12 protein-coding genes and 1 pseudogene are annotated in these 14,857 nt (G+C 60.7%); 7 read left to right on the forward strand and 6 right to left on the reverse strand.

Going from position 1 to position 14,857, the window contains the following annotated elements; translation table 11 throughout:
* Positions 1 to 57 precede the first annotated feature (57 nt).
* The 4 genes from MOV76_RS03690 (at position 58) to MOV76_RS03705 (ending at position 5,225) form a co-directional block, all read left to right on the forward strand.
* The gene (locus tag MOV76_RS03690; protein ID WP_130729537.1) at positions 58 to 1,668 is read left to right on the forward strand and encodes an ABC transporter substrate-binding protein; all 1,611 of its coding nucleotides are present in this window, start codon (positions 58 to 60) and stop codon (positions 1,666 to 1,668) included.
* Positions 1,669 to 1,759: 91 nt separating this feature from the next.
* Positions 1,760 to 2,710, forward strand: coding sequence for an ABC transporter permease (locus tag MOV76_RS03695; protein ID WP_047620811.1), 951 nt, complete (start codon positions 1,760 to 1,762; stop codon positions 2,708 to 2,710).
* Positions 2,707 to 3,573, forward strand: coding sequence for an ABC transporter permease (locus MOV76_RS03700; protein ID WP_018245990.1), 867 nt, complete (start codon positions 2,707 to 2,709; stop codon positions 3,571 to 3,573). Before MOV76_RS03695 ends, MOV76_RS03700 begins: the two co-directional genes overlap by 4 nt.
* A complete protein-coding gene (locus tag MOV76_RS03705; protein WP_018245991.1) occupies positions 3,570 to 5,225 on the forward strand; it encodes an ABC transporter ATP-binding protein in 1,656 nt (551 codons plus the stop codon). The genes MOV76_RS03700 and MOV76_RS03705 overlap by 4 nt, the downstream gene beginning before the upstream one ends.
* Before the next feature lie 373 nt (positions 5,226 to 5,598).
* Here the strand turns inward: MOV76_RS03705 and MOV76_RS03710 are convergent, their stop codons facing one another.
* Entirely contained in the window at positions 5,599 to 6,075 is a 477-nt protein-coding gene (locus tag MOV76_RS03710) for an Lrp/AsnC family transcriptional regulator (RefSeq protein ID WP_018445089.1), read from the reverse strand.
* Between the two features lie 235 nt (positions 6,076 to 6,310).
* Here MOV76_RS03710 and MOV76_RS03715 point away from each other — a divergent pair, with 235 nt between their 5' ends.
* Both MOV76_RS03715 and MOV76_RS03720 read left to right on the forward strand, forming a co-directional pair.
* On the forward strand, positions 6,311 to 7,636 hold the full coding sequence (locus MOV76_RS03715; RefSeq protein ID WP_018445090.1) for an FAD-binding oxidoreductase: 1,326 nt from the start codon (positions 6,311 to 6,313) through the stop codon (positions 7,634 to 7,636).
* A 368-nt stretch (positions 7,637 to 8,004) separates the two neighbouring features.
* Entirely contained in the window at positions 8,005 to 9,186 is a 1,182-nt protein-coding gene (locus MOV76_RS03720; RefSeq protein ID WP_047620814.1) for an aminotransferase class V-fold PLP-dependent enzyme, read from the forward strand.
* 168 nt (positions 9,187 to 9,354) lie between these two features.
* On the opposite strand, the gene MOV76_RS03725 is transcribed toward MOV76_RS03720, so the two are convergent.
* Positions 9,355 to 10,893 carry an FAD-dependent monooxygenase gene (locus MOV76_RS03725; protein WP_247263857.1) on the reverse strand — a complete coding sequence of 513 codons (1,539 nt, stop codon included), beginning with the start codon at positions 10,891 to 10,893 and terminating at the stop codon, positions 9,355 to 9,357.
* A 67-nt stretch (positions 10,894 to 10,960) separates the two neighbouring features.
* On the opposite strand from MOV76_RS03725, the gene MOV76_RS03730 reads away from it, so the two are divergent.
* Positions 10,961 to 11,614 carry a TetR/AcrR family transcriptional regulator gene (locus MOV76_RS03730; RefSeq protein WP_247263858.1) on the forward strand — a complete coding sequence of 218 codons (654 nt, stop codon included), beginning with the start codon at positions 10,961 to 10,963 and terminating at the stop codon, positions 11,612 to 11,614.
* Between the two features lie 18 nt (positions 11,615 to 11,632).
* Here MOV76_RS03730 and MOV76_RS03735 read toward each other — a convergent pair.
* The 4 genes and pseudogenes from MOV76_RS03735 to MOV76_RS03750 all read right to left on the reverse strand — a co-directional run.
* A pseudogene (locus MOV76_RS03735) lies at positions 11,633 to 11,782 on the reverse strand (sugar ABC transporter ATP-binding protein); the annotation flags it as partial.
* 9 nt (positions 11,783 to 11,791) lie between these two features.
* Positions 11,792 to 12,535: a ribonuclease activity regulator RraA gene (locus MOV76_RS03740; protein WP_247263859.1), complete on the reverse strand. Its 744-nt coding sequence runs from the start codon at positions 12,533 to 12,535 to the stop codon at positions 11,792 to 11,794.
* 21 nt (positions 12,536 to 12,556) lie between these two features.
* Positions 12,557 to 13,720: a mandelate racemase/muconate lactonizing enzyme family protein gene (locus tag MOV76_RS03745; RefSeq protein WP_047620819.1), complete on the reverse strand. Its 1,164-nt coding sequence runs from the start codon at positions 13,718 to 13,720 to the stop codon at positions 12,557 to 12,559.
* Between the two features lie 33 nt (positions 13,721 to 13,753).
* The gene (locus tag MOV76_RS03750; RefSeq protein ID WP_047620820.1) at positions 13,754 to 14,851 is read right to left on the reverse strand and encodes an ABC transporter ATP-binding protein; all 1,098 of its coding nucleotides are present in this window, start codon (positions 14,849 to 14,851) and stop codon (positions 13,754 to 13,756) included.
* Between the last annotated feature and the right edge of the window lie 6 nt (positions 14,852 to 14,857).

Here is a 14,857-nt window from a genome sequence, read left to right on the forward strand (position 1 = left end):
AAGCAGATCGGGCCCGCCCGTAACGGGCAGCCCGCCACACAAGAAAAGGGGAATGAGATGAACGACAAAATCACCAACTGGACCAGATCCGACGATGCCATGGTCGAAACCGCCATCCGTCGTGGCGCCACTCGTCGCGAGTTGCTGCATATGATGCTCGCGGGCGGCGTGGCCATATCAGCCGGCGGGCTCGTGCTTGGCCGCGCCGGCAAGGCGCTCGCCGCAACGCCTGTTTCCGGCGGCACGCTCAAGGCGGCCGGCTGGTCGTCCTCCACGGCCGATACGCTGGACCCCGCCAAGGCGTCGCTCTCTACCGACTATGTCCGGTGCTGCTCCTTCTATAACCGCCTCACCTTCCTCGACAAATCAGGCACGCCGCAGATGGAGCTCGCCGAAGCGATCGAGTCCAAGGATGCGAAGACCTGGACGGTCAAGCTGAAGAACGGCGTTACCTTCCATGACGGCAAGCCGCTGACCGCCGATGACGTGGTTTTCTCGCTGAAGCGCCATCTCGACCCATCCGTCGGCTCGAAGGTCGCCAAGATCGCCGCCCAGATGACCGGCTTCAAGGCGGTCGACAAGCAGACCGTCGAGATCACGCTCGCCAGCCCGAACGCCGACCTGCCGACCATCCTGTCGATGCATCACTTCATGATCGTTTCCGACGGCACGACCGATTTCACCAAGGCCAACGGCACCGGCGCTTTCGTCAAGGAAGTCTTCGAGCCGGGCGTTCGTTCGGTCGGGATCAAGAACAAGAACTACTGGAAATCCGGCCCGAACGTCGATTCCTTCGAATACTTCGCCATCAGCGACGACAATGCCCGCGTCAACGCGCTGCTTGCGGGCGACATCCATCTTGCGGCCGCGATAAATCCCCGCTCCATGCGCCTCGTCGAGGCCCAGGGCGACGGCTTCACCTTGTCGAAGACGACGTCCGGCAACTATACCAATCTCAACATGCGACTGGATATGGAGCCCGGCAATAAGCGGGACTTCATCGAGGGCATGAAGTATCTCGTCAACCGCGAACAGATCGTCAAATCGGCGCTGCGCGGTCTCGGTGAGGTCGGCAACGATCAACCCGTTTCGCCTGCGAACTTCTATCATGACGCAAACCTGAAAGCGCGGGCCTTCGATCCTGAGAAGGCGAAGTTCCACTTCGATAAGGCCGGCGTCCTCGGCCAATCCATTCCGATCATCGCTTCCGATGCGGCGAGCTCGTCGATCGACATGGCCATGATCATCCAGGCCGCCGGCGCCGAAATCGGCATGAAGCTCGATGTCCAGCGAGTGCCATCTGATGGTTACTGGGACAATTACTGGCTCAAGGCGCCGATCCACTTCGGCAATATCAACCCGCGGCCGACCCCTGATATCCTCTTCTCCCTGCTCTATACCTCGGACGCTCCGTGGAACGAAAGCCAGTACAAGTCGGAGAAGTTCGACAAGATGCTGATCGAGGCGCGCGGGTCTCTCGATCAAGAGAAGCGCAAAGCGATCTACAACGAGATGCAGGGCATGATCGCCCAAGAAGCCGGCACTATCATTCCGGCCTATATCTCGAACGTCGATGCCACGACGGCCAAGCTCAAGGGCCTGGAAGCCAACCCGCTCGGCGGCCAGATGGGATACGCCTTCGCGGAATATGTCTGGCTTGAAGCCTGATAAAGCAAAGGAGACCGGGGCTGCAGCCGCGCCCCGGCTCTTCCATCTGCATTGGTGGAACTCAACTCGAACGCACAAAGGGAAGACGCCCGTGAATAGCCAGGTCTTATCCCTTGTACTGAGCAGATTGTTCGTCGCCTTAATCACCCTGGTGATCGTCTCCTTCGCCGTCTTCTTCGCGACGACGCTGTTGCCCGGAGATACGGCGACGATCCTGCTCGGCCAAGCCGCCACGCCGGAAGCTGTCGAAGGCCTGCGCAAGGCCATGCATCTCGACGAACCAGCGCTCTTTCGTTTCCTGCGCTGGTTAGTCGGGCTGCTGCAGGGCGACCTCGGCACCTCCTATGCCAACGAAATGCCGATCGCCACTCTCATTGCCGGTCGCTTCGTCAACACGCTGAAACTTGCCGGCGTCACCGCGCTTTTCTCCGTGCCGATCGCGCTCACGCTCGGGATCACTGCGGCGATGCTGCGCGGCACCCTTTACGATCGGATTGTCACGGTGATCACGATTGGCGTCATCTCCGTGCCGGAGTTCATGGTCGCGACCTCCGCCGCGCTCATCTTCGCCGTCTACCTGAAATGGCTGCCGGCGCTCTCTTTCGCCAATGAGGTCCATAGTATGACCGACCTGTTGCGCGTCTATGCCATGCCGGTGATCACCCTCACCTTCGTTGTCTCGGCCCAGATGATCCGCATGACGCGCGCAGCTGTTATCGAGACGCTCAACACGCCCTATGTCGAGATGGCATTGCTCAAAGGCGCCTCCCGGCCGCGCATCGTCTTTCGCCATGCACTGCCCAATGCGCTTGGCCCGATCGTCAATGCCGTTGCGCTTTCGCTGTCCTATCTGCTCGGAGGCGTCATCATCGTCGAGACCATTTTCAACTATCCTGGTATCGCCAAGCTGATGCTGGATGCGGTCGCCACCCGCGACCTGCCGCTGATCCAGAGCTGCGCGATGATCTTCTGCCTTGGCTACCTGCTGCTGATCACCATCGCCGATATCATCGCCATCCTTTCCAACCCGAGGCTCCGATGACCATGACCCGTTCCGAAACCGCTTCCGGCCGGCTGTCCGGAACCCGGTTTGGCTATCGCTTCAACATCGTCGGCGCGATCGGCCTTACCATCATCCTCGCGTGGGCGCTCGTCGCGATCTTTGCGCCGTTGATAATCCCCTACCCCGTCGGCGAGATCGTCGATCTCGACTATTTCGGCCCGATGAGCCGGGAACTCTGGTTCGGCTCCGATTATCTCGGCCGCGACATGCTCTCGCGAATTCTGATGGGCGCGCGCTATACAGTCGGCATCTCGCTAGCGGCGGTGACGATCGCCTGCTTCAGCGGCGTCGTGCTCGGCATGATCGCAGCAGTCGCCGGCGGCTGGTTGGACACGATCCTCAGCCGCTTCCTCGACGCTCTCAACTCCATCCCGAGCAAGCTGTTCGGCCTGGTGGTTGTCGCTGCCGTCGGCTCCTCGGTCCCTGTTCTGATAATGACGCTGTCGGTCATCTACATCCCCGGCGCCTACCGCTTCGCCCGGGCGCTCGCCGTCAACATCAATGCGATGGATTTTATCACGGTCGCGCGCATCCGTGGCGAAAGCACTCTCTATCTCATTCGCTCGGAAATCCTGCCCAACATCGTCGGGCCGGTGCTTGCCGATCTCGGCATCCGCTTCGTCTTCATCGTTCTGCTGCTCTCCGGGCTTTCGTTCCTCGGCCTTGGCGTCCAGCCGCCCTATGCCGATTGGGGTGCGCTGGTGCGCGAGAATATCGGCGGCCTGCCGTTTGGTGCGCCGGCGGTGATGTTTCCCTCGCTTGCCATCGCCAGCCTGACGATCAGCGTCAACCTGCTGATAGACAATCTGCCGCAGAAAATTCGCGACCGGAGCACGTCATGAGCAACTTCATCGAAATCCGTGACCTGAAGGTCGAGGCCACCACCGATTCCGGTCGCCGCGTCGAGATCATCAAGGGTGTCAGCCTCGACGTTGCCGAGGGCGAGATCGTCGCGCTGATCGGGGAGAGCGGCTCGGGCAAGACAACGATCGCCCTGACCCTCATGGGCCATACCCGTGCGGGCTGTCGCATCTCCGGCGGCAGCGTTTCGGTCGGCGGCAAGGACATGGTCAGGCTCAGCGAGAAGCAGCGAGCCAAGGTGCGCGGCACCGAAGTCGCCTATGTCCCGCAATCGGCGGCTGCCGCTTTCAACCCCGCCACATCGATCATGGACCAGGTGATCGAAGTCACGCGTATTCATCAGCTGATGTCGCCGGACGATGCGCGTGCCAGGGCAGTCGAGCTCTTCCGGGCGCTGTCGCTCCCGGAACCCGAGACGATCGGCAGCCGTTATCCGCACCAGGTTTCCGGTGGCCAGCTGCAGCGTCTGGCCGCCGCCATGGCGCTGATCGGCGACCCGACCCTCGTCATCTTCGACGAGCCGACGACGGCGCTCGACGTGACGACACAGATCGAAGTGCTGCGTGCTTTCAAGTCGGTGATGAAGAAGGGCGGCATATCAGGCGTTTATGTCTCGCACGACCTTGCCGTCGTCGCGCAGATCGCCGACCGCATCGTGGTCTTGAAAGGCGGAGAGACCCAGGAAACCGGCACCACCGAAGAGATCCTTAACAACGCGAAGCACCCCTATACCAGGGAGCTGCTCGCAGCCTTCGAACCGAAACCGCGCGGCGCAGCTGGCCCCGCCGAACCCGCGACGGCTCCACTGCTGAGGATCGAAGATCTCGTAGCCGGCTATGGACAGCGTCAGGCTGACGGCCTGCCGCTCGTGCGCGCGGTCGAGCACGTGAGCCTGAAGGTGGAAAAAGGCCGTAATCTCGGCATCATCGGAGAATCCGGTTGCGGCAAGTCGACGCTCGCCCGCACCATCGCCGGCATCCTGCCGGCCGCGGTCGGCAAGATCGTCTTCGACGGCACGGAACTGCGTCGCAGCGCTCGCGAGCGCTCGCGCGACCAGTTGCGCGAGATGCAGATCGTTTTCCAATATGCCGATACCGCACTCAACCCGGCGAAATCGGTTGAGGAGATCCTCGACAGGCCCTTGGTCTTTTACCACGGCATGGATCGAAAGATGCGGAACGCCCGGATCGATCAACTGCTCGACATGGTGCGCCTGCCTCGCAATCTGCGTCATCACCGGCCGGGAGAGCTCTCGGGCGGACAGAAACAGCGCGTCAACTTCGCCCGGGCGCTCGCCGCCGATCCGAAGCTGATCCTCTGCGACGAGATCACCTCGGCGCTCGACACGGTGGTCGCCGCAGCGGTCATCGACCTGCTCAAGGAATTGCAGCGCGAACTCGGCCTCTCCTATATCTTCATCAGCCACGACCTCTCGGTGGTGGAGGCGATCTGCGACGAGATCGTCGTGATGTATGGAGGCCGTAAGGTCGAGGAAATCACATCCTCGACAGTGAAGACGCCGCAACATCCCTATTCGCAGCTGCTCTTCTCGTCGGTGCCGACGCTCGATCCGGCCTGGCTCGATGGGCTCCAGCAGGATCCGGAACTGGTGCGGGCCTATTGCCGGCACTGACCGCCGATTCAAGGTGTTACCGCGCTCCCCTCCTCCAAACCACAAGCAAGACGCTTGCCAGACCCGGCGCGCACCCGGGCAGGTCATGTTGAAAAGCCTGGGCTCCACGGCACAAGATCTGCAAGTGGCAGCGAATATGGCTTCGGAAAGAAAGCCCGAAATTCTGTCGCAAGTCCTTCCAACCAGTATGAAGCTTTAATTATAGGGAGAACAACCTGCGACAGAGGGAATCGGCATCTGCGCAGGACCGATTAGATCGGAGAGATGCAACGGGGTGAGGTCGGTCTGGAACCCTGAGAGATTGCGTTGGGACGCTCGGCCAAGGGGAGTTTGCGGATCAGGAGCGGGGCCCGGCCGCGGTCCTTCTCGCCGGCTAAAGCGGAAACAAGGTGGTCAAAGGCATGTGGGCTTTGACGATCGGCGATTTCAGGACGACGAAGCTGAAATACTTGTCGATACCGACGTCCAGGTCGGTAAGCCGCTCCATGATCGTCTGATATTCGTCGATGCCGGCGGTGACGAATTTCAGCAGATAATCGTAGCCGCCCGAAACCAGATGACATTCGATCACCTGATCGACCTTCTCGATCGCCGCCAGGAAGCGGGCGAAGTCGATTTGCCGGTGGTTCTTCAGGGTGATCTCGGTAAACACCGTCAGCGTCTGCCCGAGTTTGCTGACGTTGATCTGGGCCGAATAGCCTTCGATATAGCCTTCCGACTGCAGCTTCTTCACCCGCATCAAGCAGGGGCTAGGCGACAGATTGACCAGTTCGGCGAGCTCCACATTGGTGACGCGGCCATTCTTCTGCAGTTCGTAGAGAATTTTTACGTCGATCCGGTCGAGTTTCATCTCACACGGCCCTCACTTGCTCGAGATCGCCAATGACGCAGCAGATTATGCTGCCGTATTCCCGACATCGACCTTAACACATAAGTCAGACGTGTCGACCGCGTTGCGGGACAGGCCGAAGCACAAACCGCTGCTGGCATCCTGCCAAGACGGAATCTTCTGCTGTCACCAACCGATCTCCAGCAAAGCCGTAGCTTTGGATCCGCTAGACTACGCCTGAAACGGAGACTGTCCCATGCCCGCACCGCTCAATCGCGTCGCCACCACGCCGGAACTTCCTTCCACCGCCGATGTGGTGGTAATCGGCGGCGGCATCGTCGGCGTTTTTGCGGCCTATTATCTCACCCGGCGCGGATTGAAGGTCGCCCTCGTCGAGAAGGGCCTCATCGGCGCCGAACAATCGAGCCGCAACTGGGGCTGGTGCCGCCAGCAGAACCGCGACGCCCGCGAACTGCCGATGTCGACGAAGAGCCTCGATTTGTGGGAGCGCTTCGCCACTGAGACCGGTGAGGATACGGGCTTCCGTCGCTGCGGTCTCTTCTATCTCAGCAATAGCGACGATGAACTGTCCGGCTGGGCACGCTGGCGCGATTTCGCCCGCTCGGTCGGCGTCACGACGCACATGCTGAGCAGCGCCGAAGCGACCGAACGCGGGCGTGCCACCGGCGCCTCATGGAAGGGCGGGGTGTTTTCACCGACCGACGGCATCGCCGATCCGGCGAGTGCTGCGCCGGCCGTTGCACGTGCGATTCTGAAACTCGGCGGCACGGTGCATCAGTCCTGTGCGGCCCGCGGCATCGACATCGAAGGCGGCAGGCTCTCGGGCGTCGTCACGGAACATGGCACGATCCGCACGAAAATCGCGATCCTTGCCGGCGGCGCCTGGGCCTCCTCCTTCTGCCGCCAGCTCGGCATTCGGTTTCCGCAAGCCTCGGTGCGCTCCTCGATCCTCTCCGTGTCCCCAGGAGCAAGCGGCCTGCCGGACGCGCTGCACACATCTGCGGTCTCCGTTACGCGTCGCGGCGATGGCGGCTACACATTGGCGATCAGTGGTGGCGGGCGTGTCGACTTGACGCCGCAGCAATTCCGTTACGCGCCTCAATTTCTGCCAATGTTCGTCCGGCGTTGGAGAAGCCTCGCGCTAGGCGGATTGGAGGGATTCAGGTCTGGGCACGAAACCCTGGCGCGATGGCGATTGGACGCACCCACTCCGATGGAACGAATGCGCATCCTCGATCCGAAGGTCGACCAAAGAACAATTCGGCTTACCCATTCGCGCGCGCTTGAACTCCTGCCTGCCCTGAGGAACACAAATGTCAGTGCCGTCTGGGCCGGTTATGTGGATAGCACCCCCGATGGGGTGCCGGGAATCGGTGAGATCACCACCGTTCCAGGCTTCATTCTCGCCGCCGGTTTCAGCGGCCACGGCTTCGGAATCGGTCCCGGCGCCGGTCATCTGATCGCCGATATCGCCACCGGTGACACGCCGATCGTCGATCCCCGGCCTTATCACCCGGAGCGGTTCCAGAGATCGGCCTGGGGCAAAGTCGCCGACTTCTGAAGGTGGAATGGCTCGCAGGCATTCGACCATGGCGTGCCGCAAGCCGGTGTCCTCAAGGTAAGACACGCCGCCCTAGCGGACGAGAATGCGAAATTTCCTGCAAGTAAAGGCCATCGGATAGAGGAACGATTTTGTGAACGTTTTAGCGTCGCGCGTCTTTTTGCATGCGTGAAAGGCCCTGTAATGCTTTGAATTGCTGCTTGAATTTTGGCGCGGCACGCAGCGTGACGACATGGTGTTGCATCGTTTTGGCGATCACCGACATTCGGTATTAAGTTCTGCGTGAGGATGCAGGATAGGCGGATTACGCCGGCTCGGTCAGCCTAGTATCGAGGGGTCGATGAACTGCCCGAAAAGGAATAGCTTTCATGAACCTCTTTGCTCCAGATCTGAAGGCCGAAACCGAGGGCGAGGAATTGTGGGAGCGCGTCCGCGCCCAATACCCTGCCCAGGAACCGCTCCTGAATTTGAACAATGCTGCCGTCAGTCCGCCAACGATAGCGGTACAGGAGGCCACGATTGACGCCTATCGCTTCATCAGCCGCAATCCCGACTATAACATGTGGAGCAACCTCGATGCTGCGCTGCCCGGTATCAAGCGTGATTTGGCCGAGTTGATCGATTGCACGCCAGACGAGATTGCGCTCAACCGGAATTCCTCGGAAGGACTTTCAGCGGCGATTTTTGGAATACCGCTGACCAAAGGCGACCAGGTGTTGATCTCGAACTGGGACTATCCGAGCGTCCGTGCCGGATGGCTGCAACGGCATCACCGCGAAGGAATCGAGGTCGTGAACTGCGCCTTCGATATCATGGACAGCGACGAGGATATCATTGATGCCTATGTGGAAGCGATGACGCCCCGGACTTGCGTCCTGCAACTGACGCATATGTATCACTGGAATGGACGCGTTCTTCCCATCGAGCGACTCTGCCGGATCGCGCGGGAGCGCAACATCATCACGATAGTCGATGGCGCCCAGACGTTCGCTCAAATGCCGGTCAGTTTTCGGCAACTCGATTGCGATTTCTTTGTCACGAGCCTTCACAAATGGCTCGGCGCACCCGTTGGCAACGGAATGCTGATCGTCAACCGAAGCCAGATCGACCGAACTTGGCCTCTGCTGGCGCCCTTCGACCAACCCGCAAAGACCATAGACAAATTCGATCACTGGAATTTGGGTACCTATAATTCCGCAATTCAGGCCGGAATTAAACCGGCGATCCAATTCCATCGGGAAATCGGAGCAGACAGGATGCACGTCCGACTGCGCGAACTCACCCGACACTGGGTCGGCCAAGCTCGCGACATTCCCGGCTTCAGGCTCCACACGCGGACCGACACTGAGAGCCTAGGTGCCATATGCCTGTTTTCAATCGACAACACCGACATGAAAAAGCTGGAGAACACTCTTCGAGAGAAATATCGAATCCACACGAAATATCGCCAAGTCGAGCATGTCGAAGGTCTGCGGGTTTCGCCGCATATCTATATGCTGAAGAGTGACCTCGACATGTTCGTCAGCGCGCTCAGAAATGCGTTGGCTTGAACCGGAAGCCCGTTCCTGAAGATAGAGGCGCCGGCATCGACACCTCTCAGCCAGCAAAGATAACGTCCTCAGGAGACCAGGGACATCCGGGGAGCGGCGAGATCGCCATCTTGCCCGAAAATGCGGCTCGGCCAGCCCCACTCGAACCTCGAACTGCGGCAGAAATGATCACTGTCGGGATCGCTGCATAGACCCATCATCTCGCGTTGGCGTGAACCAGCCACTGAGCGCTTCCTCCAATCCGTCCGTATTGTTCTCTTCGCCGATCCAAGCAATGCAAGCGTCGGGACGGATCAGCATCGAGGGGGCCCGATCGACGGCGACGCAACGTATCCTCTGCTTGCTGGCTGCAACGAGCCTGGACGCCGTCCGCTCAGGCGAGGCGTCGAGAAGAACGGCCATGCCATCCTGCATCAGATCATAGAGCGAGACGGCGGCATCGCCGTCGCTAATCGACCTGTCGCCGATCAGCCGCCCGACCTCGTCCAGCTCCGAGCCGAGATCGTAGCGGGTGGAAAGGCCGCTCATCATCTCGCCGATGAACCGGTTGACGTTGTCGAATTGCATGAGGTTCGCCACGATGTCCCGCATCGCACCCGCCTGTGGATCGGGCCGCAGGATGGCGACCTGGGCACGGGTGTTGGCCAGAACCGCTTCGGCGACGGGTCGCCGCTCGGCCGTGTAGGTATCGAGCAGGCTTTCCGGCATGTCGCCGCGAATGACCGCCGCGAGCTTCCAGCCGAGATTTGCAGCATCCACCAGCCCGAGGCTCAAGCCCTGACCACCAAACGGCGAATGGACATGCGCCGCATCGCCGGCAAGCAGCACCCTGCCGCGGCGGTAGCTATCGGCGAGCCGGGTGTTGTCAGTCCATCGGCTGCCGCTTTCGAGCGCTTTCACGCGGACATCCGTGCCGCTGATGCGGCGCAGTACGGCTTCGATCTCCTCAGCTGTGACCGGCGCTTGCCGATCTTCAGGCGGACCGCTGAAGTCGAGCATGAACAGTCGACCGGGGAAGGGCCAGTAGGAAAATACGCCACCCGATGTGCGATTCCAGCCAATCGGCAGCAGGCGTTCGGGATGATCGATCTCGGCGACGGCCTGGTAGAACGTCAGGCTTGGGGCTGTGCCGGGGAACTCAAAGCCGGCCATCTTGCGGATGAGGCTACGCCCGCCGTCGCATCCAACGAGGTAGGAGCAGCCGATTTGGCCTGCGCCTGTCGGAGCTCTCAACTCCACGTCAATGCCGTCCGCCTGCTGCACGAAGCCGGTAACGTCAAAGGCGCGGCGCACCTCGATGCCAAGAGCGCGGGCGCGATCGGCCAGCATGGCTTCGAGGCCAGGTTGATCCACTGCGTGAGCACGCCGTTCCGGCTCTTTCTGCGCGTCCTTTCGGATAAGAGGCAGGCCAGCGAAATGACCGCTGAATTTGGACGACCGGCCACGCAGCTCCGCCCCGGCCTGCTCGGCGAACTGCTTCATCGCCGCGAAGCTCTGCGCTTCCGCGGCGGCGATGGCCGCAGCCATCCCACGACGCTGGAGTGCCTCGCTTCCAAGCGGCCCGAGCGACATTGCCTTCATGGCCATACTGGCCGACGCCAGACGCTCCAGCACGAGGACGCGCACGCCTGACAAAGTCAGCTCGATGGCGGTCAGGAGTCCGACCGGTCCTGCGCCCACAACAACAACATCAACTTGTTTTTCCATCTCACATTCCATATACTGGATATCAATATGTACTCAGTACATAAATAAATGCGCAATCAGAGACAACATGTCAATGCCATCGGACTCAATGCCACCGGACCGGCGATCCCGTAAGCGCCTCGCCACGCGACAAGGCATCTCCAACGTCGCCACGCGCCTCTTCCTGGAGCGGGGCTTCGATCATGTGACGGTCGATGAGATCGCGGCAGCCGCCGATGTCGGACGGATGACGGTGTTCAATCACTTTCCCCGCAAGGAGGACATGTTCTTCGATCGCGACGAGGAGGGTCGAGAGATGCTGCGCGAAGCTCTGCGGCAGCGCCATCCCAGCGTCTCTCCGATCGAGACGCTACGTCTGCTCGCTCATCAGCTGGTTGCGGAGGAGAGCCCTTACCTCAGATTTACTGCTAGGAGCCAATGCTTTATCGAGACGATCGAGGCCAGCGACACCCTCAAGGCTCGGGCGAGGGCAATTCGTGACGAGATCGCCCACGTCGTTTTGGTGGCGCTATCCGAATGCGCCGGGCGAAAACCTGATGATCCTGACGCCCATCTGGCGGCCGGTATTCTCCTGGCGACGTGGACCGTGGGCTTTATCCAGGCTCACCGGACCTTTCGGCAGAGGCAAGATACAGAGGAAGCAAAGGCCGTCTTTCTCGCCGCTGTCGATAAGGGAACCACCGGCCTGAACGCTGCTCTGGCAGGTACACCTTATGCCTGAGCAATCACCCTCTGGTGGGGCCGGAATGCCCGTCTCCGCAATGTTGAGGTCTTCCGGGCGGATGCCGCAAGTGCGCGCCGCGCTTTGGCTCAATTGCGGCGGAAACGGCAGCGAAACACCGCCGTCGATACGGAAGCCGCCGTCGCTGATGCCACCTTCGAAGAGGTTAGGCTAACTTCAGTTCTCCAGGCGGTTTGTTTTGCGCCACTCTTCGTACTCTCCGCGGGCATCGTCATGCAACGGATAGTAGCGCTGCAACGACCCGCCCTCCATAAGCTTCACTCGCGAGAACTCCTCCCAATCGTGATGCTTTTGCGACTCTTCGATTACCTTCGAGGCCATTGCGACTGGAAGCACCACCACCCCGTCGTCGTCGGCGACGATGATGTCGCCGGGGATTACCGTGACACCGCCGCAGGCAATCGGAACGTTGACGGCATTGGGATAGATACTGGTCTGCACATGGTAGTTGGGAGTCCAGCCACGCAGCCATAGGGGGAGATCGAGCTTCTCGACATTGGGCCGATCGCGCATGCACCCGTCGATTACGATGCCAGCGCCGCCTCTGCCTTTGAAATACGTCGACATCATATCGCCAAAGACGCCCGAGCTCATGTCGCCGCGCGCGTCGACCACGACCACATCGCCCTCCTGCGCGTGATAGAGCACGTGCCTGTGCAACTGCGTCTCCGGATCGGCATATTCTCCCTCGGTGAAGAGGTCCGGCCGCTGCGGCATGAACTGGAGCGTCAGCGCCGGCCCGACAATCGACTTCCCGCGGTTCTGCGGCACGGGACCGACCATGTGCGGATTGCGGAAGCCCATGTGGCCAAGCGTGCCGGCAACCGTCGCGGCGCCGATTTCCTTCAGTGCGTCGATCAGCTCTTTGGGCGGTCGCGTAATGTCGGGAGTATGGGTCATTTTAGACTCCGGTGGATGAAACTACCAGTTCGTAACAGAACCGTCGCGGCGCTTCAGGTGAGGCGCTTCCCAGAAACGAAAGCTCTCGGCCTTGACCGCCTCTTCGTTGACCTCGACGCCGAGCCCCGGCAGATCGCTGACCGGATAGTCGGGGCCGTCGAGCCGTGGTTGCACGGGGAAGAAATCGGAATTGTCGAAGCCCAGCTTTGCTTCGGGCGCCCTGGTCTCGAGCCAAGCGAAATTCGGCACCGCGGCGGCGAGATGGATGGTCGCGGCCGTGCAGATTGGGCCAAGGGGATTGTGCGGCATCAGGTCCACATAGTGCGCTTCGCTCCAGCCAGCTACCTTCATCGCTTCAGTGAGCCCGCCAACATTGCAAACATCGAGCCGGTTGAACTGATGGATGCCGCGCTCGATGTAGGGCAGGAACTGCCACTTGCTGGCAAATTCCTCGCCGATGGCAAACGGGATGTCGGTCATCGTGCGCAGGGATTCATAGGCCTCCGGTGTCTCGTCTCGTATCGGCTCCTCGAGGAAATCAAGCACGCCACGGCCGAGCTTGTTGCAGAAGCTCGCCGCCTCTGCCACCGAAAGCCGATGATGATAGTCGATGCCGAGGACGACGTCGTCGCCCAGCGCCTCGCGCGCCTTGTTCAGCATGCTTGCTGTAGCGCCGATCGATTCGCGCGGCTCAAAGATGTCCTTGCTGTTTTGCCCGATGGGAAAGAAGCGGATCGTCTGCCACCCCTGTGCGCGTAGTTCGCGGGCTCGATCGATGGCAACATCGCCCTCGGCCTCGTCACCGGTCGAGGCGAAGGTAGGAATGCGGTCGCGCTGCTTGCCGCCCAACAGATCGTAGGCCGGCACGCCCAGCGCCTTGCCCTTGATGTCATGAAGCGCAATGTCGATGGCGGAAATTGCCGCCTGCAGAACGCGCCCGCCTTCGAAGTATTGGCTGCGATAAACTTCTTGCCAGATCCGACCAATCTGCATCGGGTCGCGGCCGATGAGAAACTCGCGATAGTGCTCGATCGCGCCGACCACGGCCTTCTCGCGACCGCTCAGGCCGCTCTCGCCCCATCCGAAGATGCCGTTGTCGGTCTCAACCTTTACGAGCATCTGGTTGCGCGTTCCTACCCATACTGGATAGGGCTTGATAGCGGTGATTTTAAGCTTCGTAGTCATCCACACCCTCGTTCCAGACGCATCGGCTCTGTCTCAGTTGGCCTTGAGGGCCATTTCTGTTTCGCCGTCGAACAGATGCATCCGCTCCTGGTCGAACTCGAGCCAAATCGGCTCGTCGGGCGCGACGGCAATGGTCGGCGGCACGCTGACGTTGACGATGGCGCCAGACAGGAACGCCTGTACGAAGGTGACGTCTCCGGTCGGCTCCACCGTGTAGGCCTTGGCAGGAATGCTTCCTGGCACCGCACTCTTGTGCAGCTTGATCGTCGAGTGACGTGCGCCGAGCACGACTTTCTTGGTGGTTGCCCTCGCGACCTTCTGGGCGTTGTGTGGCGAGAGCTCGAGGCGCCAGCCCTCCGCGCTGGTCAACACTGTATTGCCGCTTGCCGTTGATGCCTCCAGCGGAACAAGGCTCATCGCCGGGCTGCCGACGAAGCTGGCGACGAACATGTTCACCGGATGGGCAAAGACCTGCGCCGGTGAATCGTATTGCTGCAGGTAGCCGCCGTTCATCACCGCCATCCTGTCGGCCATGGTCACGGCTTCGAGTTGGTCGTGCGTCACATAGATGATCGTTGCCTTGAGGTCCTGGTGGAAGCGCTTGATCTCCGACCGCATCTGCACGCGCAGCTTCGCGTCGAGGTTGGAGAGTGGTTCATCCATCAGGAATACCGCCGGATCTCGAACGAGGGCGCGGCCGAGCGCCACGCGCTGCTGTTGCCCGCCCGAAAGTTCGCGCGGCTTGCGCTCGAGCAGTTGCGTCATGTCGAGCACTCGCGCTGCTTCCTTGACCTTCCTGTCGATCTCGTCCCTTGGCAGTTTGCGCATCTGCAGCGGGAACGCCAGATTTTTATAGACCGATTTTTGCGGATAGAGCGCGTAATTCTGGAACACCATTGCGATGTCCCGGTCCTTGGGGTCGAGGTCGTTGACCACCCGGTCCCCGATGACGATGTCGCCCGATGTGATGGGGATTAGCCCCGCTACAAGGTTGAGCGTGGTTGTTTTGCCGCAGCCTGAAGGGCCGACGAGCGCAACGAATTCGCCGTCATTGACCATCAGCGAAACATCGTTGACAGCTTTGAAGCTGCCATAGGTCTTGACAAGATCTTTGAGGACCACGTGGGCCACCGGCAA

It is taken from the genome of Rhizobium sp. PRIMUS64, from assembly GCF_023006465.1.
Taxonomy (GTDB): domain Bacteria; phylum Pseudomonadota; class Alphaproteobacteria; order Rhizobiales; family Rhizobiaceae; genus Rhizobium; species Rhizobium leguminosarum.